At 64.7% G+C, this 25312-nt stretch carries 16 protein-coding genes and 1 tRNA gene; 11 read left to right on the top strand and 6 right to left on the bottom strand.

Going from position 1 to position 25312, the window contains the following annotated elements; genetic code table 11:
- Positions 1–107 precede the first annotated feature (107 nt).
- The 6 genes from queF (at position 108) to PQ467_RS14190 (ending at position 10051) form a co-directional block, all read left to right on the top strand.
- On the top strand, positions 108–578 hold the full coding sequence (queF, locus tag PQ467_RS14215) for a preQ(1) synthase (protein ID WP_274174028.1): 471 nt from the start codon (positions 108–110) through the stop codon (positions 576–578).
- A 97-nt stretch (positions 579–675) separates the two neighbouring features.
- Complete coding sequence (locus tag PQ467_RS14210; RefSeq protein WP_274174027.1) at positions 676–2877, top strand: RNA degradosome polyphosphate kinase; 2202 nt, start codon at positions 676–678, stop codon at positions 2875–2877.
- A gap of 11 nt (positions 2878–2888) precedes the next feature.
- Positions 2889–4406, top strand: coding sequence for a Ppx/GppA phosphatase family protein (locus PQ467_RS14205; RefSeq protein ID WP_274174026.1), 1518 nt, complete (start codon positions 2889–2891; stop codon positions 4404–4406).
- A 94-nt stretch (positions 4407–4500) separates the two neighbouring features.
- Positions 4501–5499 (top strand): UDP-2,3-diacylglucosamine diphosphatase, encoded by a 999-nt coding sequence (locus tag PQ467_RS14200; RefSeq protein WP_274174025.1) that lies wholly within the window; start codon positions 4501–4503, stop codon positions 5497–5499.
- The gene (locus tag PQ467_RS14195; protein ID WP_274174024.1) at positions 5496–6584 is read left to right on the top strand and encodes a glycosyltransferase family 4 protein; all 1089 of its coding nucleotides are present in this window, start codon (positions 5496–5498) and stop codon (positions 6582–6584) included. Before PQ467_RS14200 ends, PQ467_RS14195 begins: the two co-directional genes overlap by 4 nt.
- A 59-nt stretch (positions 6585–6643) precedes the next feature.
- Complete coding sequence (locus PQ467_RS14190; protein ID WP_274174023.1) at positions 6644–10051, top strand: hybrid sensor histidine kinase/response regulator; 3408 nt, start codon at positions 6644–6646, stop codon at positions 10049–10051.
- Between the two features lie 240 nt (positions 10052–10291).
- Here the strand turns inward: PQ467_RS14190 and PQ467_RS14185 are convergent, their stop codons facing one another.
- On the bottom strand, positions 10292–10921 hold the full coding sequence (locus PQ467_RS14185; protein ID WP_274174022.1) for a response regulator transcription factor: 630 nt from the start codon (positions 10919–10921) through the stop codon (positions 10292–10294).
- Between the two features lie 181 nt (positions 10922–11102).
- Positions 11103–13052: an acetate--CoA ligase gene (acs, locus tag PQ467_RS14180; RefSeq protein WP_274174021.1), complete on the bottom strand. Its 1950-nt coding sequence runs from the start codon at positions 13050–13052 to the stop codon at positions 11103–11105.
- A 247-nt stretch (positions 13053–13299) separates the two neighbouring features.
- Here acs and PQ467_RS14175 point away from each other — a divergent pair, with 247 nt between their 5' ends.
- The 4 genes from PQ467_RS14175 to PQ467_RS14160 all read left to right on the top strand — a co-directional run bounded on the left by PQ467_RS14175 (position 13300) and on the right by PQ467_RS14160 (position 19192).
- Entirely contained in the window at positions 13300–14805 is a 1506-nt protein-coding gene (locus PQ467_RS14175; protein ID WP_274174020.1) for a DcaP family trimeric outer membrane transporter, read from the top strand.
- 49 nt (positions 14806–14854) lie between these two features.
- Positions 14855–16621, top strand: coding sequence for an MFS transporter (locus PQ467_RS14170; protein ID WP_274174019.1), 1767 nt, complete (start codon positions 14855–14857; stop codon positions 16619–16621).
- A gap of 118 nt (positions 16622–16739) precedes the next feature.
- Positions 16740–17261 (top strand): GNAT family N-acetyltransferase, encoded by a 522-nt coding sequence (locus PQ467_RS14165; protein WP_274174018.1) that lies wholly within the window; start codon positions 16740–16742, stop codon positions 17259–17261.
- A 41-nt stretch (positions 17262–17302) separates the two neighbouring features.
- Positions 17303–19192, top strand: a complete 1890-nt coding sequence (locus PQ467_RS14160) for an AMP-binding protein (protein ID WP_274174017.1) — start codon at positions 17303–17305, stop codon at positions 19190–19192.
- Here PQ467_RS14160 and PQ467_RS14155 read toward each other — a convergent pair.
- Positions 19189–19863: a hypothetical protein gene (locus PQ467_RS14155; RefSeq protein ID WP_274174016.1), complete on the bottom strand. Its 675-nt coding sequence runs from the start codon at positions 19861–19863 to the stop codon at positions 19189–19191. The two genes, PQ467_RS14160 and PQ467_RS14155, sit on opposite strands and share 4 nt — an antisense overlap.
- Positions 19864–20393: 530 nt before the next feature.
- On the opposite strand from PQ467_RS14155, the gene PQ467_RS14150 reads away from it, so the two are divergent.
- A complete protein-coding gene (locus PQ467_RS14150) occupies positions 20394–22829 on the top strand; it encodes a TonB-dependent receptor (protein WP_274174015.1) in 2436 nt (811 codons plus the stop codon).
- A 143-nt stretch (positions 22830–22972) separates the two neighbouring features.
- On the opposite strand, the gene PQ467_RS14145 is transcribed toward PQ467_RS14150, so the two are convergent.
- The 3 genes from PQ467_RS14145 to PQ467_RS14135 form a co-directional block, all read right to left on the bottom strand.
- A tRNA-Thr gene (locus PQ467_RS14145) sits at positions 22973–23047 on the bottom strand.
- Positions 23048–23072: 25 nt separating this feature from the next.
- Entirely contained in the window at positions 23073–23942 is an 870-nt protein-coding gene (locus PQ467_RS14140) for a hypothetical protein (RefSeq protein WP_274174014.1), read from the bottom strand.
- The gene (locus PQ467_RS14135) at positions 23939–25264 is read right to left on the bottom strand and encodes a replication-associated recombination protein A (protein WP_274174013.1); all 1326 of its coding nucleotides are present in this window, start codon (positions 25262–25264) and stop codon (positions 23939–23941) included. Before PQ467_RS14135 ends, PQ467_RS14140 begins: the two co-directional genes overlap by 4 nt.
- Positions 25265–25312 lie beyond the last annotated feature (48 nt).

The following is a 25312-nucleotide window of genomic DNA, read 5'->3' as shown; positions in this document are numbered from 1 at the left end:
ATAAGGCGGGGCGAGGGCTAATCCTAGCTGTGGCTTTTACCTATGCCCGCACCTGTGCCCGCCGGACCGGCTTGTTTCGCGCGCGCGCCGGTGGCATGGGGATGGGCATGAGCAATTCCGATAACACTCCGCTTGCCCCTAAATTCCTTGGCCAGAACACCGGCCTGCCCGCATCGCCCGACGAGGCGGTGCTCGATTATGTGCCCAATCCGCGCGTGGGCAGCCTGTATCTCACGCGCTTTGCCGCGCCCGAATTCACCTCGCTCTGCCCCGTCACGGGCCAGCCCGACTTTGCCCATATCGTCATTGACTATGCCCCCGATCAGACGATCGTGGAGAGCAAGTCGCTGAAACTCTTCCTCGGCTCGTTCCGCAATCATGCCGGTTTTCACGAGGATGTGACGGTGGGCATCGGCCAGAAGCTGTTTGATGAAATGCGCCCGAAATGGCTGCGGATCGGCGGCTACTGGTATCCGCGCGGGGGCATCCCCATCGACGTGTTCTGGCAATCGGGGCCTGCGCCTGATGGGCTGTGGGTGCCGGATCAGGGCGTCGCATCCTATCGCGGGCGGGGATAAAAGGGCATTATTGCCCTTGCGGCATTCCCCTGTCATCCTAGTGTAACCTTATGTCAGGAGGGCGGACCTGTGCTTGCCCCCCTTGTCGAGGACTATCATGGACGCTCTTGCCGCCTCTGTTGCCGAAGCTCTGCCGCTCAGTAGTGATCTGGCCGCGATCAAGGCCATTCCCGACCGCTTCTTCAACCGCGAACTCTCGTGGCTGACGTTCAATCAGCGCGTGCTGGAAGAGGCGCGGCGGATGGAATATCCGCTGCTTGAAAGGCTGCGGTTCCTCTCGATTTCGGGCAACAATCTGGATGAATTCCTGATGGTGCGCGTGGCCGGGCTTGCCGGACAGGTGCGCCGCCATATTGCCGAAGTTTCCATCGACGGCCTGACCCCGCCGCGCCAATTGGCCGCGATCCGCGACGAGGTGATGCGGCTGGAGGCGATGCAGCAGGAGATCTGGCTCGAACTGCGCGAGGCGCTGGAGGGGCAGGGCATCCATGTCGTGGGCGACCGGGGCGGGCGCCGCCTTGATCCGGCGCAGGCGCGCTGGCTGAAAGATTATTTCCTCGACCGCATCCTGCCTGTGATTACGCCACAGGCGATTGATCCGGCGCATCCTTTCCCCTTTGTCACCAATGGCGGCATGGGCGTGATGATGAGCCTGACGCGCATAGCGGACGGCGCGCAGGTGATGGAGATGGTGCTGATCCCCGCCGCCCTGCCGCGCTATGTGCGCATTCCGGGCGATGATGAGGCGGCCTATGTCTCGATTGCCGATGTCATCTGGCTCAATGCCGAAAGCCTGTTTCCCGGTTTTGAAGTGCTGGGCCACGGCGTTTTCCGCGTACTGCGCGACAGCGACATTGAAATCGAGGAGGATGCCGAGGATCTGGTGCGCTATTTCCGCACCGCGATCCAGCGGCGGCGGCGCGGCAGCGTCATCATGCTCCAGCTTCAGGGCGATTTCCTGCCCGAGGCCGAGCAATTGCTGCGCGATCAATTGCGGCTCGACCATGCGATCATCATCCGCAGCCATGGGCCGATCGACATGGCGGGTCTGTCGGCTATCGTCGATGAAAAGCGGCCCGAGTTGAAATTCGCGCCCTATTCGCCGCGCTATCCCGAACGCATCCTTGAGCATGACGGCGATATTTTCTCGGCGATCCGCGAAAAGGATCTGGTGGTTCACCACCCCTATGAGAGCTTCGAGGTTGTCATCGACTTCCTCCGGCAAGCCGCCGTCGACCCCGACGTGGTGGCGATCAAGCAGACGCTCTATCGCGCGGGCAAACAGTCCTCGATCATCAACGCCCTGTGCGCCGCCGCCGAGGCAGGCAAGTCGGTCACGGCCGTGGTCGAACTCAAGGCGCGCTTTGACGAGGAGCAGAACCTGCATTGGGCCAGCCAGCTTGAAAATGCCGGGGTTCAGGTGATCTACGGCTTTGTCGACTGGAAAACCCATGCCAAGATCAGCATGGTCGTGCGCAGCGAAAAGGATGGCGACGGGGCGCAGGTCTATCGCACCTATTGCCACTTTGGCACCGGCAATTATCACCCGATCACGGCCCGTATCTATACCGACCTGTCCTATTTCACCGCCGATCAGGCCATCGGGCGCGACGCCAATCAGATCTTCAACTTCATCACCGGCTATGTCGAGCCGCGCCGCACCGCGCTGCTCGCCGTCGCGCCGGTGTCTCTGCGTGAGCGGCTCTATGGCAGCATCGAGCGCGAGATCGCCAATGCCAAGGCGGGCAAACCGGCGCAGATCTGGGGCAAGCTCAACTCGCTGACCGACAGCCAGCTCATTGACCGGCTCTATGAGGCAAGCTGTGCAGGCGTCGAGGTGCGGCTGGTGGTGCGCGGCATCTGCTGTCTGCGCCCCGGCATTCCGGGATTGTCGGAAAACATCACGGTCAAATCGATCATCGGCCGGTTTCTCGAACACACTCGCGTCTGGGCCTTTGCGGGCGGGGCCGCGCTGCCCAATCCGCGCGCCCGCGTCTTCATCTCCAGCGCCGATGGCATGAGCCGCAACCTTGACCGCCGCGTCGAGGTGCTGGTGCCGATCCGCAACAAGACCGTGCATGATCAGGTGCTCGATCAGGTGATGATGGCCAATCTGCTGGACAGCGAGCAAAGCTGGCTGCTGGGCGCCGACGGGCATTACACCCGCGCCGAATTGGGGGAACAACCCTTTAACGCGCATCGTTATTTCATGACCAATCCCTCGCTGTCGGGGCGCGGGGCATCGCTGGGCTCGGGGCGTAAAGTGCCCAAGCTGGCGCTGCGCCGGGGCCGGGCGTAAAACGGAACGCTATGATACGCCTCCCCGCTTCCTTTCCGTCCGCGCAGGATCAGCGCGCGATCATCGATATCGGCTCGAACACGGTGCGTCTGGTCATCTATGGCGGCCCGGCGCGGGCGCCGGTGGTACTGTTCAATGAAAAGGTCACCGCGCGCCTAGGCAAGGGCGTGGCCGAAAGCGGCATGCTCTCGGCCAAGGGCATAGCCACGGCGCTGGGGGCGCTGGCGCGTTTTGCCATGATCCTGAAATTGCGCGGGGTGGACGATGTTCAGACCGTAGCGACGGCGGCGGCGCGCGATGCGGCCAATGGCGGCGAATTTCTGATGCAGGTCGCCGCGCTCGGCCTCTCGCCCCGCTTGCTCTCGGGCGAGGAAGAGGCGGTGGCCAGCGCGCGGGGCGTGCTCTCGGCCTTTCCGGGGGCCTGCGGGATCGTCGCCGATCTGGGCGGCGGCTCGCTTGAACTGATTGACATCGAGGGCGATGCCCATGGCGGGGGGCGCTGCACCCATGGCGTTACGCTGCCTTTGGGCACCTTGCGCCTTGCGGCGCTGCGGGCCGAGGGGAATGACAAATTCGCCCGCCGCATCCATCGCATGCTCAAAGGACAGGATTGGGACGCCCATTCGGGTCAGGTGCTTTATCTGGTGGGCGGCTCGCTGCGCGCCTTTGCCCGCTTTGCGATGGAGCAGGTGAACTGGCCCATCGACGATCCCCATGCCTATGAACTATCGCCCGAGGAAGTGCTTTCGGCAGTGCGCGCGTTGCAGTCCAAGACCGCGCGGGGCGGCACTCTGGCGCCGATCAGCGGGGTTTCCGGCTCGCGTCTGGCCAGCCTTGCCGACGCGGGGGCCTTGCTGGGGCAATTGGTCAAGGAATTGCATCCTTCGCGAGTGATCTTCTCGGGCTGGGGCCTGCGTGAAGGTTTGCTGGCAGGCGCGATGGGCGCGAAAACGGCGGGGCAGGACCCCTTGCTGGCTGGTGTCATCGCCTTTGTCGATACGCAGCAGCCGGGCCTCTCGGCGGCGGCCGATCTGGTGGCGCGCTGGAGCGGGCGGCTGGGCTATGCCGGGCCGGACAATCTGCGCCGCGCGGCGGTGATGCTGGCGCTGGCCTCCTTGCGCTCGGAACCCAATCTGCGCGCCGAACAGGCCGCGCAATGGGCTCTGCGCAAACGCTGGCTGGGCGTGGACGAGGCCGGGCGGGCGATGATCGCCATGGCCGTGCTGGCCAACAGCGGTCAGGCCGAGATCCCCACCGACCTGCCCCGGCTGGCCCCGTTGCAGGATCTGCGCGAGGCGGTGATCTGGGGCATGGCGACGCGCCTTGCCCGCCGCTTCTGCGCGGGCGCGGGCGAGGTGCTGGAGGCCTCCTCGCTGACCATTTCCGGGCGCAAGCTGGTGCTGGCGACGACTCACGCGATGGCCCCGCTCTATACCGACGCTTGCGCCAAGGATCTGCGCGTGCTGGCCGAGATGATGGGCCTGACCCCGCATCGCCTCAGCGTGGAAACGGCGGCGGACCTGCCATAAACACGGCTCTGTCACGGTTCTGACTTGGCTCCGTCATGGCGGTGCAATTTGGCTGATATAATCCGCGCGCAACGGGTTCTATCGGGGAAATGGCATGGCGCGCGCTGCATTGGCTTCGGGGCTTGATCCGGCCCAGACCGCTTTTCTGTTTGGCGATGGCGTCTTGGATGGCCATGGCGTTGGCAACAGCCGCGTGGCGCTGGGCGGTGATACGGTGGCGGTTTCGGCCAAGGGCGGGATTGCCTCCTGGCTTGATTTGCCCGAAACGCCCGATCCCAAGGGGCTGCGGCCCAAGCGGCGCTATCGCACGGTGTGGATCTCCGATGTCCATCTGGGCACGCGCGGCTGCAACGCCGATATGCTGGTGTCCTTCCTGCGCTCGGTGGAAACCGAGACGCTCTATCTGGTGGGCGACATTATCGATGGCTGGCGGCTGAAAAAGGGCTGGTACTGGCCCGACGCGCATAATGAGGTGCTGCGCCGCATTCTGAAAATGGCGCATCGGGGCACGCGGGTCGTCTTCATCTGCGGCAATCATGACGAGATGCTGCGCCCCTATGCGGGCCTGACCTTTGGCGGGGTCGAACTGCTGCTTGATGCGATTCACACCACGGCCGATGGGCGCCGGTTGCTGGTGGTGCATGGCGATGCGTTTGACGCCATTGTGCTGTATCACCGCTGGCTCGCCTTCCTTGGCGACAAGGCCTATGAGCTGATGCTGCGGGTCAACACCGCGTTCAACGCGGTGCGGCGGCGGATGCACCTGCCTTACTGGTCGCTTTCGGCCTACCTCAAAAAGCGGGTCAAGAACGCGGTCCAGTTCATCGGCCGCTATGAGGAAGCCGTGGCCCATGCCGCCGCCGAGCGGGGCGTTGACGGTGTGGTATGCGGCCATATCCATTCGGCCGAAATCCGCCAGTTCGGCGCGATCACCTATTACAATGACGGCGATTGGGTCGAAAGCTGCACCGCGCTGGTCGAGGATTTTGCGGGCCAGATGAGCATCATCGACTGGCTGGCCGAATTGAAGAGGAATGCCGCCGAAAAGGCCCCGACTGCCGCCGAAGCCGCGCCTGTGGGCGTCCCTGCGTGACGGCTCCCGGGATCGCGTCGCGGATCGCTCCCCGGATCGCTATCGCCAGCGATGCCTGGTTGCCGCAGGTCAATGGCGTGGTGCGCACGCTCTGCGCAACGGTGGAGCATTTGCGCGGGCGCGGCTTTGCGGTCGAGATGATCACGCCTGACCGCTTTTTGACCATGCCGATGCCCGGCTATGCCCAGATCCGGCTGGCCGTGGCGCCGCGTTTCAATGCGCGGCGGATGCTGGACGCCTATCGCCCCGACATCGTGCATATCGCCACCGAAGGCCCGATCGGCTGGGCCGCGCGCGGTTGGTGCCGGTCGCGCGGGGTGCCTTATACCAGCGCCTTTCACACGCGCTTTCCCGAATATCTGGCGCTGCGCTCGGGGCTTTCGGCGGAATGGTTCTGGCCGGTGATGCAACGTTTCCATGGCGCATCGCGCGCGATCATGGTGGCCACGCCCAGCCTCGACCTCGAACTGGCCGCGCGCGGATTGCCACAGACCCGCCGCTGGAGCCGGGGCATCGATCATGCGCTGTTTACCCCCGATGGGCCGGTGGCGGCGGATATGGCCGATCTGCCGCGCCCGATCCTGCTGAACGTGGGCCGGGTGGCGCCGGAAAAGAACCTTGAGGCTTTCTGTGAACTGCGCAAGCCCGGCAGCAAGGTCGTGGTGGGCGATGGCCCGGCGCTGGCCGAGATGCAGCGGCGATACCCGGATGTGCATTTCCTTGGCCCCAAAAGCGGGGCAGCGCTGGCGGCGGCCTATCGGGCGGCGGACTGCTTTGTCTTTCCCAGCCGCACCGACACGTTCGGTCTGGTCATCATCGAGGCGTTGGCCTGCGGGGTGCCGGTGGCGGCCTATCCAGTGGCCGGACCGCTCGACATTTTGGGCGCGGATGGGCGGGGCGAGGGCGGGACCGCCCCCGAACCTGTCGCCGCGCTGGACGAGGATCTGGACACGGCGGTCGCGCGCGCACTGGGCCTGTCGCGCGCCGGGGCAGCGGCGTTTGGCGCGGGCTTTACCTGGGAAAACGCCACCGACCAGTTCCTTGCCGCGATTGCCGGCGCGCTGGAGATGACAGAGGCGGCCTGAGTCCGCGCTTGGCTTCCCCGGTCTCCATGGGCTAACACCGGCCCATAAGGGGATTGGTCATGGGATTGGGCACGGCGGCGCTGTTTGCATTGGGCTGGATCGGCCTGCTCTTTGCGGTGGCCACACTGGCCGAGGCCTATGGCGAATTGCCGCGCGGGCGGCTGCGTCTGGCGCAACCGGGGCTCAAACGCCTGCGGCTTGGGGCCTACACGCTGGCGCTGGGGGTCTATTGTTCCAGTTGGACCATCTATGGCGCGGTGGGCAGCGTGGTGCGCGAGGGGTGGAATTTTCTGCCCATCTATCTCGCGCCGATCACGCTGCTGGCGCTGGCGCCGGGCTTTTTGCGCCGCCTGTCGCAAACCCTGCGCGAAACGCAGGCGACCACCCCTTCCGACTTTATCGCCGCGCGTTTCGGCCATGATGTGGTGGTGGCGCGGCTGGTCACGGTGATCGCGCTGGCGGGCAGCGTGCCCTATATGGCGCTTCAATTGCGGTCCATCGGCACGGCCATGGCGATCATCACCGGCAATGGCGACCCAGATCAGAGTGGGGCGGTTGTCGCCCCCACGATGCTGGGGGCGGCGGGGCTGCTGGCGCTGTTTGCAATCCTGTTTGGCGCGCGGCGGTTTGAACGGTCGGGCCGGTCCGAGGGTATGGTCTATGCCATTGCGCTCGAATCGGGGATCAAGCTGCTGGCGCTCTTTGTCGTGTCGGCGCTGGCTGTGGGCATCATCATGCATGCCGATGGCGCGCGCGCGGCGCAGGGGCTGGCGCAACTGGCGCTGCATTTCCGTGCTGCGGACATATCGCTGGAAACCTGGGTGATCGCGCTGATTTCGGCCTGCGCGATCCTCGTCCTGCCGCGCCAGTTCTATATGGCGCTGGTCGAGGCGCGCGATGTCGATGATCTGCCGCGCGCGCGCTGGGGCGTGGTGGCCTATGTGCTGGCGATGGTGCTGCTGATCGTGCCGATTGCATGGGCGGGGATCATCGCGCTGGGCCACGGCGTGGCGCCTGATTTCTATGTGCTCTATCTGCCGCTGGCCTCGGGCCACGGGTTTATTGCGGCTGCTGCCCTGATCGGCGGGATCAGCGCGGCGGCCGCCATGGTGATTACCGATGCCACCGCGCTTTCGGCCATGGTGTCGAACGACCTGATCTTTCCCTCGGTGTTGCGGAGCGGCGCGGGCGCGGAAGCGGGCGTGCTGGGGCGGCGGATGCTGCTGGTGCGGCGGGCCTCGATCGTGGGGGTCATCGCGCTGGCGCTGACATGGGCCGAACTGGTGTCGCCGCGCCAGACTTTGGCCTCGATCGGGCTGGTGGCCTTTGCCGCGATGGCGCAATTCACGCCGCATATGATCCTGGCCGTGTTTGGCGGCAATCGCGATGGTCTGGCCGCGCGGGCCAGCCTTGGCGCGGGGCTGGTGTTGTGGCTCTATACGCTGGCGCTGCCGCCGATCCTGCCCGAGGCGTGGCGGGTGTGGCTGGCGGCGGGGCCGCTCGATCCGCTGCGGCTGCTGGGCATCGGCCATGCGCCGCCGCTGGTGCATGGGGTGCTGTGGTCGCTGGGGGTCAATCTGGCGATGTATGTGGTCGTCTCGGCGCGCAGGGGCGCGGGCAATCCGCTGCCCTCGCTGATGGGGTGGCAGCGGCAGGTGTCGGACCTGTCGGACCTGAAAGACCTGACCGCCAGTTTCATCGGCCACGAACGCGCCGAGCGCGAATTTGCCGATGCGCGGCGGGGCATGGCCATCGACGGCCGCTCGGCCCAGCGCGCGCGCAAGCTGATTGCCGCCGTGGTGGGGGCCAGCAGCGCCCGCGCTCTGGTGGCCAGCGCGATGGCCGGGGGCACGATGAGCCTTGCCGCCGTCACGCGCCTGCTCGACGAGCGCGGGCAATCGCTGACCTTTTCGCGGCAATTGCTGGCCGCCACATTCGAGAACATCGAGGCGGGCATCAGCGTGGTCGATGGCGAGCAGAAGCTGGTGGCGTGGAACACGCGCTATGAGCAATTGTTCGATTATCCGGCGGGGCTGCTCTATGTGGGCGCGCCGGTGGCCGATCTGATCCGCCACAATGCGCGGCGCGGCGATTTCGGCGCGGGGGCCGATGTCGAGCATGAGGTGGAAAAACGCCTGCGCCATCTGCGCCGTGCGCAGGAATATACGTTCGAACGCTATCGCCCCGATGGTCAGGTGATCAAGATGGTGGGCGGGCCCATGCCGGGCGGCGGCTATGTCACCAGCTTTATCGACATCACCGCCGAGGCGCAGGTGCGCGCCGAATTGAAACGCACCTTGGCGGGGCTGGAGACCCGCGTGGCCGAGCGGACGCATGAATTGTCCGAGGCCAATCAGCGATTGGCGCAGGCCGACCGCGACAAGACGCGCTTTCTGGCCGCGGCCAGCCATGATCTGTTGCAGCCTTTGCATGCCGCGCGGCTGTTTACCGCGGCTCTGGCGCGTGATGTGCCCGAACATTCGCTGGTGCTGGTGGGCCGGGTGGACAATGCGATTGTGGCGGCCGAAGATCTGCTGCGTGCCTTGCTCGACATTTCCAAGCTGGATGCGGGCGGGGTGCAGGCGCGGCCCGAACCTTTGCTGCTGGGGCCGTTCCTGCGCGATCTGGTCGAGAATTTCCGCCCGATGGCCGAAGAGAAGGGGCTGGACCTGCGTTTGGCGCGGATGAGCGCAAGGCCGATGGTGTTGCGCACCGATCCGGGGCTGCTGCGCTCGCTGCTCCAGAATTTCCTGACGAATGCGCTGCGCTACACGCTCGACGGCGGCGTGCTCGTGGGCGCGCGATGGAGACGGGGCCTGCAAGGAGAGGAATGGCGCATCGATGTCATCGACACCGGCGTCGGCATTCCGCCGCAGCAGCGCGAGGCGATATTTGGCGAATTCACCCGCCTTGGCGAGGTGGAGGCCGAGGGGCTGGGGCTGGGGCTGGCGCTGTCGCGGCGTATCGCGCGTCTGCTGGGGGCGCGAATCGAGGTGGTCTCGCAGGTCGGCCGCGGCAGCCGGTTCAGCCTGACCCTGCCCGCCGCGCAGGATGCGGTGACGATGAGCCTGCCCAATGCCGCGCCGCCGCCCGGCAGCCTGGCGGCCCAGCGCCGCGCGCTCAATGTGCTGGTGCTGGACAATGACCCGCTGACCGTGGAGGCGACCGCCGCGTTGCTCACCGCGCTGGGCCACCATCCCCACGGCGCCGAGGATGGGGACGCCGCCCGCGCCATTCTGCGCAAGGGGCCGGTTGATGCGGTGCTGGCCGATTACCGGCTGGACACGGACGAAGACGGGCTGAGCGTGGTGGAAAGCCTGCGCGCCGAGCAAAGCGGGCTGCCCGCGATGCTGATTACCGCCGAGACCAATCCGGCGATCCGCGAGCGGGCGGTGGCGATGGGCGTGGTAATGATGGCCAAGCCGGCGAATGTGGCAGGGATCGAGGGGTTCTTGGCGGGGGTTTGAGAAGGTTTAAGGTTTGATGCGAGGGTCTAGACCCTTGCGCTCCCGTTACTGTATGCGTTGCGCCATGCGTTCGGCGTTTGGTGTCGGACGCGGCGTTGAAATTGAAAGCCTGCCGCGCGGCAAAGGCTGTTCTCTCCGCGCCGCTGGCTTTAAAAACCCCAAACAACGCCCGCGATAAACCACCACCCCAGTACCGGGATTGTTAAGGGCCCCCGCCCTTAACCCGCCGGAGGCAAACCTTCAAACCACCTTCAAATCCAGCCCCAACGACCGCGCCACCAAGGCCGCCTGCGTCCGGTTGCGCACGTCGAGCTTGCGCATGATCGCGGTCATATGGGCCTTGACGGTGGCCTCCGCGATGCCGAGGTTATGGGCGATCTGCTTGTTCAATTGCCCGTCGAGCACGGCGAGCAGCACTTTCAATTGCGTCGGGGTCAGGCCCGCAACTTCGCGGCGGATGGTGTCCAACTCGCCATGGGCATCGGGCGCGGCGGGCGCGGCGGCGCCCAGCGTGTCGGCAATCACGGCCTCGATGGCGGAAAGGTCGCTGTCTTTGGAGAGGAAGCCGATGGCGCCGAAGGCACGGGCTTCCTGCGGCGCGGTGCTGCCCTCGGCGCTGGATACGACGAGGATCGGCACGTCGGGCTTTTCGGCGTGGAGCAGCGCGATGCCCGAATAGCCCACCGCACCCGGCATTTTCAGATCCAGCGTGATGAGCGCCAAGTCGCTGGCCTCGGCGGCGGCGCGGGCGGCGGCGGTCAGGGTTCCGGCCTCGATGATGCGCGCCTGCGGCAGGACCCGGTTGACGGCAAGGCTGAGCGCCTGGCGAAAGAGCGGGTGGTCATCGGCAATAAGGACGGTCTGGGTCACGTGAGGCAGGCTTTCAGGCAATGATGCTGCCGACTCGCCATCGAGCGGGGCTGTCGGTTCTGCACCTTATGATAGACCCGCTGGCCCTTGCGGCAAGCCCCAGAAGGCTGTTGCGCGCACCAAAAATGAACGGGCCGTCAACTTTCGTTGGCGGCCCGTCCGTGGATTGCGGCGGTTAATTTCAGGCGTTGGCCAATTGCGGCCGGTTGGCCAGCAGGTGATCGACCACCGAAGGATCGGCCAGCGTGCTGGTGTCGCCCAGATTGCCCACGTCATTTTCCGCGATCTTGCGCAGGATGCGGCGCATGATCTTGCCCGAACGGGTCTTGGGCAGGCCCGGCGCGAACTGGATCACATCGGGCGTGGCGATGGGGCCGATTTCATGGCGCACCCATGCGATCAACTCCTTGCGCAGCGCCTCGTCGGGTTCGACATCGGCGTTGCAGGTGACATAGGCATAGATGCCCTGACCCTTGATCTCATGGGGCATGCCCACAACGGCGGCCTCGGCCACCTTTTCATGGGCCACCAGCGCCGATTCGATTTCCGCCGTGCCCATGCGATGGCCCGAAACGTTGATCACGTCGTCGATGCGGCCGGTGATCCAGTAATAGCCGTCCTCGTCGCGGCGGCAGCCGTCGCCGGTGAAGTAGTAACCGGCAAAGGTGGTGAAATAGGTCTGGAAGAAGCGGTCCGCATCGCCCCAGACGCCGCGCATCTGGCCGGGCCAACTGTCGGCGATGACGAGGCAACCGTCGCCGGGGCCTTCCATGATCGTGCCGTCATTGTCGAGCAGCAGCGGCTGCACGCCAAAGAACGGGCGTGAGGCCGAGCCGGGCTTCAAAGCCGTGGCGCCGGGCAGGGGGGTGATCATCGTGCCGCCCGTTTCGGTCTGCCACCAGGTGTCCACGATGGGGCAGCGCCCTTCGCCCACCACCTTGTGATACCATTCCCACGCCTCGGGATTGATCGGTTCGCCCACCGAGCCAAGGACGCGCAGCGACTGGCGGCTGGTCTTTTTCACCCATTCGTCGCCTTCGCGCATCAGGGCGCGCAGGGCCGTGGGGGCGCCATAGAAGATCTCGACCTGATACTTGTCCACCACCTGCCAGAAGCGCGAAGGATCGGGATAATTGGGCACGCCCTCGAACATCAGCGTGGTGCCGCCGTTGATCAGCGGGCCATAGATCAGATACGAATGGCCCGTCACCCAGCCCACATCCGCCGCGCACCAATAGATCTGGCCGGGGCGGTAATCGAAGACATATTGATGCGTGGCCGACACCCACACGCTGTAGCCGCCGGTGGTGTGCAGCACGCCCTTGGGCTTGCCGGTCGAGCCGGAGGTGTAGAGGATGAACAACGGATCTTCGGCGTTCATTTCCTCAGGCGCGTTTTCCGGCGAGGCGGCGGCGCAGGCGGTGTGCCAGTCAATATCGCGGCCCGGCACCATGGGCACATCGCCCCCGGTGCGTTTCAGCACGATCACCTTTTCGATGCCGGGCGCATGGGCCGTTGCGGCATCAACGTTCTTTTTCAGCGGAACCTTCTTGCCCCCGCGCAGACCTTCGTCGGCGGTGATGACGATGCGGCTGCCGCAATCCTCGACGCGCCCGGCCAGCGCCTCGGGGCTGAAGCCTGCAAACACGATGGAATGGATCGCGCCGACGCGGGCGCAGGCCAGCATCGCCACGGCCGCTTCGGGCACCATGGGCAGGTAGATCGTCACCCGGTCGCCGCGATTGACGCCCTGGTCCTTGAGCACATTGGCAAAGCGGCACACCATTTCGTGAAGTTCGCGATAGGTGATGCGGCGCTCGGCCTCATCCGGGCTGTCGGGTTCCCACAGGATGGCGATCTGGTCGCCGCGGGTGGCCAGATGGCGGTCGAGCGCGTTGGCCGACAGGTTGAGCGTGCCGTCCTCGAACCAGCGGATGCCGAAATCGTCGGCATGATAGGACGTGTTCTTGACCTTGGTGAACGGCTTGATCCAGTCGATGCGCCCGGCTTCCTGCGCCCAGAAAGCGTCGGGATCGCTCACCGACTGCTGATACATGGCGGTATAGCGCGCATCGTCGATCAGGGCGTTTTGCGCCCATTCGGCGGGGACGGGATAGATGGCTTCGCCCACGTTTCAGCACTCCTCTCAAAATTCGTTCCGATGGACGTAACGCGAGGGAGCCCCTCGCGCAGCCCATTCTTTGGACCAATACTAGGCCAATATGGTCCAAGTCGTAGCCCTTACCAAGGTCGTACACGTCATGGCAGGAAATAAACCTTGGTCGGGATAGATTGTAACGGCACTTAGGAGCGATCTTTTCATCACGGATCGGACTGTCCCCCACAAGAAGGGACGGCCTCTAGGATGGAGAGGATGAATGACGCTTTTTCGGGGAAAAGCGCGTGCGATGGCCGTGTTGCTGGGCGCTTCGGCGCTGGCGGCACCTGTCGGCGCCATGGCCAAGGCAGCGCCCGCACTGACGGCTCGTGAGGCCGCCTTGCTGGCACGGCTTGAAAAGCTGGAGGCAGAGGTGAGCCAGTTGCGCGCCGATGCCGCCACCGCCCGTCAGCAGCAGGGCGAAGCCGTTATGGCGGCCCAAATCGCGGCCCAAATCGCGGCCCAAAGCGCGAATACGCAGGCCAGCGCCGCCGCCCAGATCGCCCAGAGCGCCGCCCAGGAAGCCAAGGCCACCGGCGAGCGCGTGGCTGCGGTCGAAAAGAAGCCCGTGCCCGAGGGGATGCGGGTTGGCGCCACGAATATCCGCATCGGCGGCTTTTTGAAATTCAACGCCGAATACAGCCATTTCGACGGCGGCGCGGTGGCCACCAACACGCTGGGCCGCGATTTCTATCTGCCCCAGGCGATCCCGGTGGTGACGCCCACCAGCCGGTCGAGCACCGACACCGATTTTTCGGCCAAGCAGACACGCATCTGGCTCAACCTCGATACGACCGTGGCGGGCCATACAGTGCGCGGCTATCTGGAAACCGATTTCCAGACCACCGCCAGCGCGGCCGCCAATGTGACCGGCGGCGGCAGCCAGCGCACCACCAACGGCTATACGCTGGCCCTGCGCCGGGCCTTTGTGCAGCTCGACAAATGGACCTTTGGTCAGGACTGGACCACGTTCCAGAACACCGCCGTCCTGCCCGAATCGACCGATTTCGTGGGCGCGACCGAAGGCACCGTCTTCGTGCGCCAGCCTCTGGTGCGCTATTCCACGCCGCTTTCCAAGGTGGCGACGCTGCATGTCTCGGTTGAAAATCCCGAAAGCGCGACGGCCAATGCGGGCGCGGCGGCGCTGGTGGAAAACGGCACCGACCATCTGCCCGATTTTGCCGCTCGCCTGAACTATATGACCAAGCGGGGCGAGATCAGCTTTGCCGCGCTGGGCCGTCAGGTGCGCACCGAAGTGTCGGGCGCGGGCCTGACCCGCGCGGGGATTGGCGGCTCGGTGGCGGGCAAGATCTTCCTCAATGAAAAGCGCGCCAGCGACCTGCGCTTCTCGGCCACCTATGGCCAGAACATCGGGCGCTATGTGGGCCTGAACTTTGCCCCCGACGCGGTCTTTGTCGCGGCCACCAACAGTCTGGCCGATGTCCGGGTGTTTGCCGCGCTGGCCGCCGCGCGCATCGCCATCACGCCCACTTTGCGCGTCAATGTCATCGGTTCGATGCAGAGCGCCGACTATGACGGTTCGCTCAGCCCCACCGCGATTGCCGCCTATAACAAGAAGGCGTGGTCGGGCGCGGTCAACATGTTCTATTCGCCGGTCAAGGCCATCGACCTTGGCATCGAATATCGCCACGGCCAGCGCGAACTGGTCAATGGCCAGAAGGGCAACATCGACCGGCTCGAATTTGCCGCTCGCTATAATTTCTGATCTAACTCAATCATAACGGGTCAAAAGACCCACAACGGGAGCGCCTGTCATGTCTGTATTGCATGAAACGGCAGAGGATTTAGCCAGACTGCCAAAACATCACGTTGCCACCCATGACGAGAAACTGGTGATTACCGCCAGTTCGCTCGGCACGGTGTTCGAATGGTATGATTTCTATCTCTACGGCCTGCTGACCGCGATCATCGCGGCCCAGTTCCTGACCGGCCTTAATCAGACCACGTCCTTTATCATGGCGCTGCTGGTGTTTGCGGCGGGCTTTATCGTGCGGCCGTTCGGCGCGCTGGTGTTTGGCCATATCGGCGATCTGTTTGGGCGCCGCTATACTTTCATCATCACGCTCACGGTGATGGGCCTGTCCACCTTCCTCGTCGGCTGCCTGCCCACCTACAAGCAGGTTGGCGTGGCGGCGCCCATCATGCTGGTCGTGCTGCGCATGTTCCAGGGTCTGGCGCTGGGCGGCGAATATGGGGGGGCGGCCACCTATGTTGCCGAACATGCGCCTGCCGGTAAGCGCGGGCTTTATACGAGCTGGATCCAGATCACAGCGACCGCCGGCCTTGCCATGGCGCTGCTGATCGTCATCACCGTGCGTTCGCCGGTAACGGGCGTGGGCGAGGAAGCCTTCAAGCAGTGGGGCTGGCGCATTCCCTATCTGATCTCGGGCCTGTTTCTGGTGCTGGGCCTGTGGCTGCGCCTGAAGCTGCATGAAAGCCCGGTGTTCCAGAAGATCAAGTCGGAGGGCAGCGGCTCGAAGGCTCCGCTCAAGGATGCTTTCGGCAAGTGGTCGAACCTCAAGATCGTGCTGATCGCTTTCTTCGGCGCCATCGCGGGTCAGGCTGTCGTGTGGTACACGGGCCAGCTCTATGCGATGTATTTCCTTGAAAAGATGCTCAAGGTCGACGGTCTGACCGCCAATACGCTGATCATCACGGCGCTGCTGCTGGCCACGCCCTTCTTCCTCTTCTTCGGCATGCTTTCGGACAAGATCGGCCGCAAGCCCATCATCCTGACCGGCTGCGCGCTGGCCGCGCTCACCATGTTCCCCGTGTTCCATGCGCTGACCGAGGCGGCCAATCCCGCGCTCGCCCATGCGCAGGCCAATGCCCCGGTCAAGGTCATGGCCTATCCGGGCGAATGTTCCTCGCAATTCGACCCTGTCGGCGCCAACAAGTTTGACACCACCAGCTGCGACATCGTGAAGAACGCCTTGGCCAAGGCGGCGATCAATTACGAAAACGTGGCCGTGCCTTCGGGTTCGGTGGCCAGCGTGTCGATCGGCGGCAAGACCATCATCGCCCCCGATCCGGCCCAGGTGTCGGGCGAGGACAAGAAGAAGGCGATTGCCGATTTCACCACCGCTCTGGTCGGCAAGGCGGCGACGCCCGCCAAGGCAGCCGCCGATGGCAAGCCTGCGGTTGAAGCCAAGCCTGCGGTTGTGGGCGAACTGACCAAGGTGGGCTATCCCACCAAGGCCGACCCGGACCAGATCGACAAGCCCAAGGTGGTGGCGATCCTGTTCTACCTCGTGCTGCTGGTCACCATGGTCTATGGCCCGATTGCGGCCATGCTGGTCGAACTCTTCCCCAGCCGGATCCGCTATTCCTCGATGTCGCTGCCCTATCATATCGGCAATGGCTGGCTGGGTGGTCTGCTGCCTGCCATCGGCTTTGCCATGGTCGCGGCCAATGGGGATATCTACTATGGCTTCTGGTATCCGGTGATCGTGGCGGCGGCCACCTTCTTCTTCGGCCTGTTCTTCCTGCCCGAGACGTTCCGCCGCGATATTGATGGCTGATACTTAAGTCTTACTCCCTTGAAAGTCGCGTCCTGATCTGGCCTATTTGGCCCAAATCAAGGCGCGACTTTTCTTTTGCGCCCAAAGGCGCGTGCATCCTCTCTCAAGGAGACTTTCGATGACCACCGATGCCGCCATCAGCCACCAGCTCACCACCCGCGAAGGCGTGGTGCTGGACGTGCGCCCCGCCACCGAGGCCGATGAAGCCGCGCTTTCGGCCTTTTTCGATGCTGTGTCCGAACAGGACCGCCGCTTCCGCTTCTTTGCGGCGGGCGAGCATGTCAGCCATGACCAGCTCGACCCGTTGATTCACGCCGATCATTTCCGCAGCGAAAGCTATATCGCCTTTGACCATGCCACGGGCGAACTGGTCGCGTCGGGCCTGTTGGCCTGCGACGGCAAACTGGACACCGGCGAACTGGCGGTGTCGGTGCGCGCCGACTATCGCGGGCAGGGCGTGGGCTGGGCGTTGCTCGACCTGTTGGCGCGCGAGGCCGAGCGCCGGGGCGTGCGCCGCGTGATCTCGATCGAGAGCCGCGACAACCATGCCGCCATCGAGGTCGAGCGCGACAAGGGCTTTACCCCCGAGGCTTTCGAAGGCGATCCGACTTTGGTCGTTCTATCGAAAACCTTCCGATAAGAAGATAGTCATGGCCAGAATTCATAAACATGAGGATGGCCATGAGCGAGCTTTATACTTCGGCCTGGCAAGAAAGCATCGAGAACCGCGAAGCTTTCTGGAGCCGCGCTGCCGGGGCTGTTGAATGGGGCAAGGAGCCGTCGCGCGCATGGGATGATGCGCGCGGCTGGTTCCCTGACGGATCGCTGAATACCGCCGTCAACGCGATTGACCGCCATGTTGCCGCCGGGCGTGGCGATGCCGCCGCCATCATCTATGACAGCCCGGTCACCGATACGGTCGAAACCTGGTCCTACGCCCGTCTGGCCGATGAAGTGGGCCGTGTGGCCGCGATGCTGGCCCGCCTTGGCGTGGAGCGCGGGGATCGCGTGATCCTCTATATGCCGATGATCCCCCAGACGATGTTCGCGATGCTGGCCTGCGCGCGATTGGGCGCGGTGCATTCGGTGGTGTTTGGCGGTTTTGCCGCGCATGAATTGGCCAAGCGGATTGATGACGCCACCCCGCGCCTGATCCTGACCGCCAGCGCGGGCGTCGAGGGCAGCCGCACAATTGCCTATAAGCCGATGGTGGACGAGGCGCTGCGCACGTCCAGCCATCAGCCCGACCATGTGGTGCTGTTTCAGCGCGATGTGCTGAGCGCGGATATGGTTGCCCCGCGCGACATCGACTGGGCCGCGATGATCGAGGAAACCGCCGCCGATCCCGTGCCGCTGCCCGCCGAGATGGCGGCCGACGATCCGCTCTATATTCTCTACACCAGCGGCACCACCGGCACCCCCAAGGGCGTGGTGCGCGAGAATGGTGGTCATGCGGTGGCTCTGACATGGAGCATGGCCAACATTTACGGCGTGGGTCCGGGCGATGTGTTCTGGGCGGCCAGCGATGTGGGCTGGGTGGTGGGCCATTCCTATATCGTCTATGCGCCGCTGCTGGTGGGGGCCACCACCGTCCTGTTCGAGGGCAAGCCGGTGGGCACGCCGGACGCCGGCACCTTCTGGCGCACGATCCAGCGCCACGGGGTCAAGATCTTATTCACCGCCCCCACCGCGATCCGCGCCATCCGCAAGGAAGACCCTTCGGCCTCCTTCCTGCATGACATTGGCACCGGGCCGTTGCAGGCGGTGTTTCTGGCGGGCGAGCGGGCCGATCCCGACACGATCCACTGGCTGGAGGAACGTTCCAGCCTGCCGGTGATCGACCATTGGTGGCAAACCGAACTGGGCTGGCCGGGGGTGGCCACCTGTCATGCGCTGGGCGATACGCGGCGGCGCGCGGGCAGCGCGGGCTTTCCGGTGCCGGGCTATGAATTTGCCATTCTGGGCGACGATGGCAAGGAACTGGAGCGCGGCCAATCGGGCTTTGTCGCGGTGCGCGAACCTTTGCCGCCGGGCGCCTTCCGCACATTGTGGAACAACAAGGCGGGCTGGGAAAAGAACTTTGCCGCTTTCCCCGGTTGGTATGAAACGGGCGATGCGGGCTATATCGACGCCGACGGCTTCGTTCACATCATGGGCCGCACCGATGACATCATCAATGTCGCGGGCCATCGCCTCTCCACCGGGCAGATGGAGCAGATCGTGGCCGCACAGGACGGCGTGGCCGAATGCGCGGTGATCGGGGCGGATGATGCGATCAAGGGCATGGTGCCGATCGCCTTTGTCGTGCCGCGCGCCGGGTTCGATGCCGATGCATCGCTGCCCGCGCGGGTGATTGCCGGGGTGCGGGGCGAGTTGGGCGCGGTGGCCGCGCTCAAGACCGCCTATGTGGTGGGCGCGCTGCCCAAGACGCGTTCGGGCAAGATCCTGCGCAACCTGCTGCGCAAAATCGCCAATGGCGAGGCGTGGACCTGTCCGCCCACCATTGATGATCCCGCGATCCCGGCGGGCATCGAACGCGCGATCCGGCAGGACAGCGCGAAGGTTGCCTAGAAATTGGCGCTGTAGCTGAGCATGACACGGTCGCGCGCGCTGCTGGCCAGCGCGGCGGCCTCTCCGGGCGCGGTGTCGCTGCTGCGCGCAAGGCGGTACTCCAGCCGCAGATGGCCCGGCCCCATCGGCGCATCGGCCCCCGCCGACAGGCGCCAGCCCTCCATCACCCGATCCCGGTTGCGCAGGGCAGGGCCGATCACGGCGCGATCATACAATTGCGTGCGCAGCGCCCCCGCGCCCGCAAACAGCCGCGTGCCAAAGGGCAGGGCCGCCAGCGCCAGCGGATAGGCCAGATGCGCACCGACAAAAATCTCGCGGGTCAGCGACAGGCTGAGATGATCCTGGGGGTTGGCGGCCCATGCGCTGGCGCCGCCATTGGCATCGATCAGCTTGGCCCCGGCATGTTGAAAATCCACGCCAAGCAGCGCACGGCCCTGTAACGTGGCGGGCAGAACGGGGCGTTCCAACGTGACCAATGCCACGTCCATTTGCCGGTTGAGCGGGGTTTCCGTGCCGTCATGGGCCAGTGCGGTGGTCGCCGATTCGCTGACAATATCGGTCGAAAGATGCGCGCCGCGCAGCGCCCGGTGCAGAAGGTCGGAATGCGCATCGCCCTGCGCCGCCCAGACGCCCAGCAGCACCCCAAGGCCATACGTTGCAACACGAAGCATGCGGCGCATCGCTGTCCTCCCCCGTGGACCCAATGAACGACAATACACGGGAATGGGCGCTTGGTTCCCGGCGCGACGATAATTAGCACGCCCAAGGTCAACATAGCTTTTGCAGAATATGATGACATATCGTGGTAAATACCGACTCAGGCTTTTTCGCCTGATGCCTTTTCGATTTGCCAAATATGCGAAACGGGCCGTTAAAATCGACAAGACGGGCATGGCCGACCAGATTTCGCGATTAACCCGCCGTCATTTTTTGCGGGCCGATCATGAAAAAGCGGGGCCAAAACCGCCATGGACGAGCGGGCGAACAGAGCCGTGAAGCCCGCATTTCCGCCGATTCGCGCCTATTCAACGGTCTGATGTGTGTCATTTGTGCACCACCGAGGCCTGTCATGAATGTGTCATAATCCCGTCAAAAAAATGCAACCCCCTCCACCTATTGGCGGCCTCAACACAGCACTGATTACTCCGGCCGGATGGGGAACTCTCCCTTTCTCCCACTGGCCAACCTTGATGGGGGTTTTATGTTTTCTGCATCTCGTTTCCTCGCCGCGGCGAGCTTGCTTGCCTTGTCCGCTCCGGCTTTCGCCGCCGAGGACGCTGCTCCGCCCACGGGTGACACCTCGGGCCTGACCGACATCGTGGTGACCGCGACCAAGCGCGAAACCAACCTGCAGAAGACGCCGATCTCGATCAGCGTTGTGAACGCCGAAGAAATCAAGAAGCGTCACGTCCAGAGCCTGTTCGACCTGGGCGACGGCGCGGTGCCTTCGCTGCGCGTTGCCCCGTTTGAAGCGCGCGTTTCGGCGCTGACCATCGGTATCCGCGGCATCGTTCCGCTCGACGCCAACCAGCCCGCCCGCGAACAGGGCGTCGGCATCTACATCGACGGCGTGTATCTGGGCCGTCAGCATGGCGTGAACGCCGCGCTGTTCGATCTGGAGCGCATCGAAGTGCTCAAGGGTCCGCAGGGCACGCTGTTTGGCCGCAACACCGAAGGCGGCGCGCTTTCGATCGTGGCCAAGGCCCCCTCGGGCAAGTTCGGCGGCCGCATCCAGGGCGGCATCGGCAATTACGGTTCGCACAATGCCGAACTCCACCTCGACCTGCCCGAATACAAGAACTTCTCGGTCAAGCTGGACGGCGTGCTCCAGTATCAGGACCCCATCACCAAGAACCCGATGCCGGGCCAGCTGGGCTGGGGCTATTATGACCGCAAGGGTCTGCGCGCCGCGGTGCGCTGGAAGCCCGCCGCCAACATCACCAACGATTTCTCGTTCGACGTCAGCCAGGACAAGAACACCCCGTTCTACAGCCAGCTGCTGAACTATAATCCGAACGGCTGCGTTGCCGGTCTTCAGTCGGCGGTCCCCGCCTGCTCGCTGCCGGGCACCAACTACACCAACCTGTCGGGCACGGTGAAGGCTCTGCCCAGCATCGTGCAGGTCACGCCCAACAGCCGCATGGCGGTTGCCGACATCGGCGTGCCGCAGCAGGCCTCGGTCGACACCACCCGCGGCTACACCAACTCGCTCAAGTGGAAGGTCTCGCCGGATCTGGAAATCCGCTCGATCACCGCATGGCGTCAGGTGACGGCAACCCAGTGGGACAACTCGGGCGGCGCCCACCGCGTTCCGGTCTATTCGGCCAATGGTGGCTTCAGCCGCTACAGCCTTGCCAACCTGTGGCAGGCTCAGTTCAGCCAGGAACTGCAGGCTGTGGGCAATGTCGGCAAGCTCGACTATGTGGCCGGCCTGTTCTACTTCAACGAGCACGTGAGCGACAATGCCGCCACGCCCAACTCTAACACGTGGAACGCCGACGGCACGGGCTACACGGTCAACTCGAACGTGTTCACCAACCCCTTCGCCTCGATCGACCGCGCTTCGGAAGTCTGGTCGAAGAGCTACGCCGTTTATGGTCAGGGCACCTATCACCTGACCGACGCGCTGCACCTGACGGTGGGCGGTCGTTACACCAACGACAAGAAGCGCGGCGTGCTGCACATGTTCCGCAACGTCAACTATGACGTGAACACCACCGCTGCGGCCAACAACGGTTATGCTCCGCTCAACAAGAGCTGGAACCGCTTCAACCCGATGGCAACGCTGGCCTGGGACGTGACCTCGGACGCGCATGCCTATGCCAAGTTCTCGACCGGCTATCGTGCTGGCGGCGCTTCGTCGCGTACCGCCAACTATCTTCCCTTCAACCCGGAAGACGTGACCGCCTACGAACTGGGCATCAAGACCGACCTGTTCAACCGTCGCGTTCGCCTGAACCTTGCCGGTTACATCATGGACCGCAAGAACAGCCAGGTTGACGTCAGCTCGATCCAGACCGACAATTCGACGCTGGTAAACGGGGTTCCGGTGCCCACCAACATCAACATCCTCAAGACGCTGAACGCGCCCGGCATCACCAAGATCCGCGGTATCGAGGCCGACATCACTGCCCGCGTGGCGCAGGGTCTGACGCTGAACGCTTCCTATGCCTATACCTACACCGATGTTCCGCAGATCCTGATCCCGGAAACCGGCGTGTATCAGAAGTTCTACATCGTCTATACGCCCCGCAACGCGGCTTCGGCCTCGGCTGACTATGAAGTTCCGCTGGGCGGCGCGGGCGCTCTGGCAAAGTTCCACATCGATGCGAACTACTCGCAGTCGACCCAGGCTTTCGACCAGTTCGCCACCCACAATGACGCCTCGCTGGTCTTCAACGGCCGTCTTGCACTGGCCGATATCCCGGTCAGCGACTCGGGCCAGAAGCTGACGGTCACGCTGTGGTCGCGCAACATGTTCAACACCCAGTATGTGTTCCGTCGCGATCCCTCGAACAGCCTGCCCGGTGCGCCCACCTCCAGCACCACCACCGGCAGCATCAACAACATCCTGGGTGACTACGGCAACTTCAACGCGCCGCGCACGTTCGGCATCGACGCCGCGATCAACTTCTGATCCATCGGCTTCGGCCTAAACCAAAAGGCCCGTCCCGCACTGCGCGGGGCGGGCCTTTTGCATGGCGCGCCAAAACGCCAAAACCCCGCGCACGCGAAGGCGCGCAGCCCATGCCGTTTTTCGCGATGTTATGGGGAAAGACATGGTGCCGGCTGAGGGGATCGAACCCCCGACCTTCGGTTTACAAAACCGCTGCACTACCGCTGTGCTAAGCCGGCCCTAGTCGATGGAGCGCCCTTTGCCTCAAAGCGCGCCGAAGGTCCAGCCCTCGGTTTGCGCAATTTTATCATTCATCATCGCGGGCCGCCACAATTGCGCGCGATGGGCATGGCCGCGCAGCCATGCCGCAGTGATCAGCGCGTCGGCCGCATGGTCGGAGATCATGTCGGGCATGACGCCCGGTCGGCAGCCCAGCGCGCCCAGCGCCTCGGCCAGCGCCGCGCCATCGCGGATCTTGCTGTTGCGGGCGCGGCGTCCGGCGGTGATGGCGGCGATGGTGGTATAGATTTCGACCACCACCTTGGCGCCCGGCGTGATGGCGTCCATCGGCCAGACGGCGATCTCGCGCGGCAGGCGGTGCAGCAGGCGCATGCCCGAGAGCGACCCCTTGCCCACCTGCGCCGCGCCGACGAGGTTGAAATTGCTGGTGGGGCTGCATCCGATGGCGGCCTGCGCCGCCTCGGTCACGCGGAAACGGCCGCGCCCGCCGCCAAACAGGTCGCCCTCGCGCCCGGCATGACGGCGGAAATGGCGAGCGATTTCGGAATGGTCGACAAAGCTGGAAACGCCCAGATGCGGTTCATCGGCGCAGATGGCGTCCACCATGGCCCAAAGGCTGCGCGCATCGGGCGGGCTGTCGGCCCAGCCGGGAAAGAACGCCCCGGCGTCGGCAAAGGGCAGCGACTGGCCCAGATCAAAGCCGAAGATCGTGCGCGGCGGGGCTTCATGAACCAGCCATTCCAGCACCTCGGCGCGCGACCAGACATGGCCGGGGCGCACCAGATGGGGTGCATCATCATCGGCGGCCATCATCGCCACGGCAATGCCGCGATGGCGTTCGCCCGCCGCGCCGGACCAGTCGATGGCCGCAAAATGGGTAAAATGGGGAGTCAAGCGCCCCGCTCGCGCCGCTTGCGGTCCCACCATTCGAGGCGCTTGAGAATCTCGCGCTCGAAACCGCGTTCGACCGGGCGATAGAATTGCTGAGGCGTCATGCCCTCGGGCCAGTAATTCGCGCCGGAAAAGGCATCGGGCGCGTCATGGTCATAGGCGTAATCCGCGCCGTAACCGATGTCCTTCATCAGCTTGGTCGGCGCATTCAGGATATTGGCTGGGGGCATCAGCGAGCCTGTGGCGCGGGCCGAGGCGGCGGCCTCTTTCCAGCCCTTGTACGCCGCGTTCGATTTGGGCGCGCTGGCCAGATAAAGGCAGGCCTGCGCGATGGCCAGTTCGCCTTCCGGGCTGCCGAGAAATTCAAACGCATCCTTGGCGGCGAGGCATTGCTGCAGCGCCATCGGATCGGCCAGACCGATATCTTCCGAGGCCATGCGGACTAGGCGCCGCAGCAGATACATCGGATCCTCGCCCGCCGTCAGCATCCGCGCCAGATAATAGAGCGCGGCCTGCGGATCGGACCCGCGCACCGATTTATGCAGCGCGGAAATCAGATTGTAATGGCCGTCGCGGTCCTTGTCATACACCGCCACCCGGCGTTGCAGGAATTGCCCCAGTTCGGCCGGGTCCAGCGGAGAGGCGATTTGCGCATTATACAGCGTCTCGGCCTGACCCAGCAGGAAGCGGCCATCGCCATCCGCGCTGGCGATCAGCGCCTCGCGCGCGGGCGGGGTCAGGGGCAGGGGGACGCCCTCGGCCTCCTCGGCGCGGGCCAGCAGATGGGCTAGCGCCTCGGGCGAGAGGCGGTGGAGGATCAGCACCTGCGCGCGGCTGAGCAAAGCGGCGTTGAGCGCAAACGAAGGGTTCTCCGTCGTCGCGCCCACCAGCGTCACCACGCCCTGTTCGACATAGGGCAGGAAGCCATCCTGCTGCGCCCGGTTGAAACGGTGGATCTCGTCCACAAACAGCAGTGTGCGCCGCCCCGACAGCGCCAGCGCGCCCTCGGCCTCGGCAAACATGCGTTTGAGATCCGCGACGCCGGAAAACACCGCGCTGATCGCCGCGTAGCGCATGCCCACGGCGGCGGCCAGCAGCCGCGCAATGCTGGTCTTGCCGGTGCCGGGCGGGCCCCACAGGATCATGCTCGACAGGCTGCCCGCCGCCACCATCCGCCCGATCGCGCCATTCGCGCCCGTCAGGTGCTCCTGCCCGATCACCTCGCTCAATTCCGTCGGGCGCAGGCGTTCGGCCAGGGGAATCGCGCCCGCCGGAATGGCGCGGGGCGTTGGCGCTGGTTCGTCGGCGGCAAAGAGGTCGGGCATGGGGGGTATGTAGGGGGGAATTTGCGGAAAAGGAAGGTTTGCCTCCGG

This window comes from Novosphingobium sp. KACC 22771 (assembly GCF_028736195.1).
Lineage (GTDB): Bacteria > Pseudomonadota > Alphaproteobacteria > Sphingomonadales > Sphingomonadaceae > Novosphingobium.
This window is presented reverse-complemented; position numbering and strand designations above follow the sequence as displayed.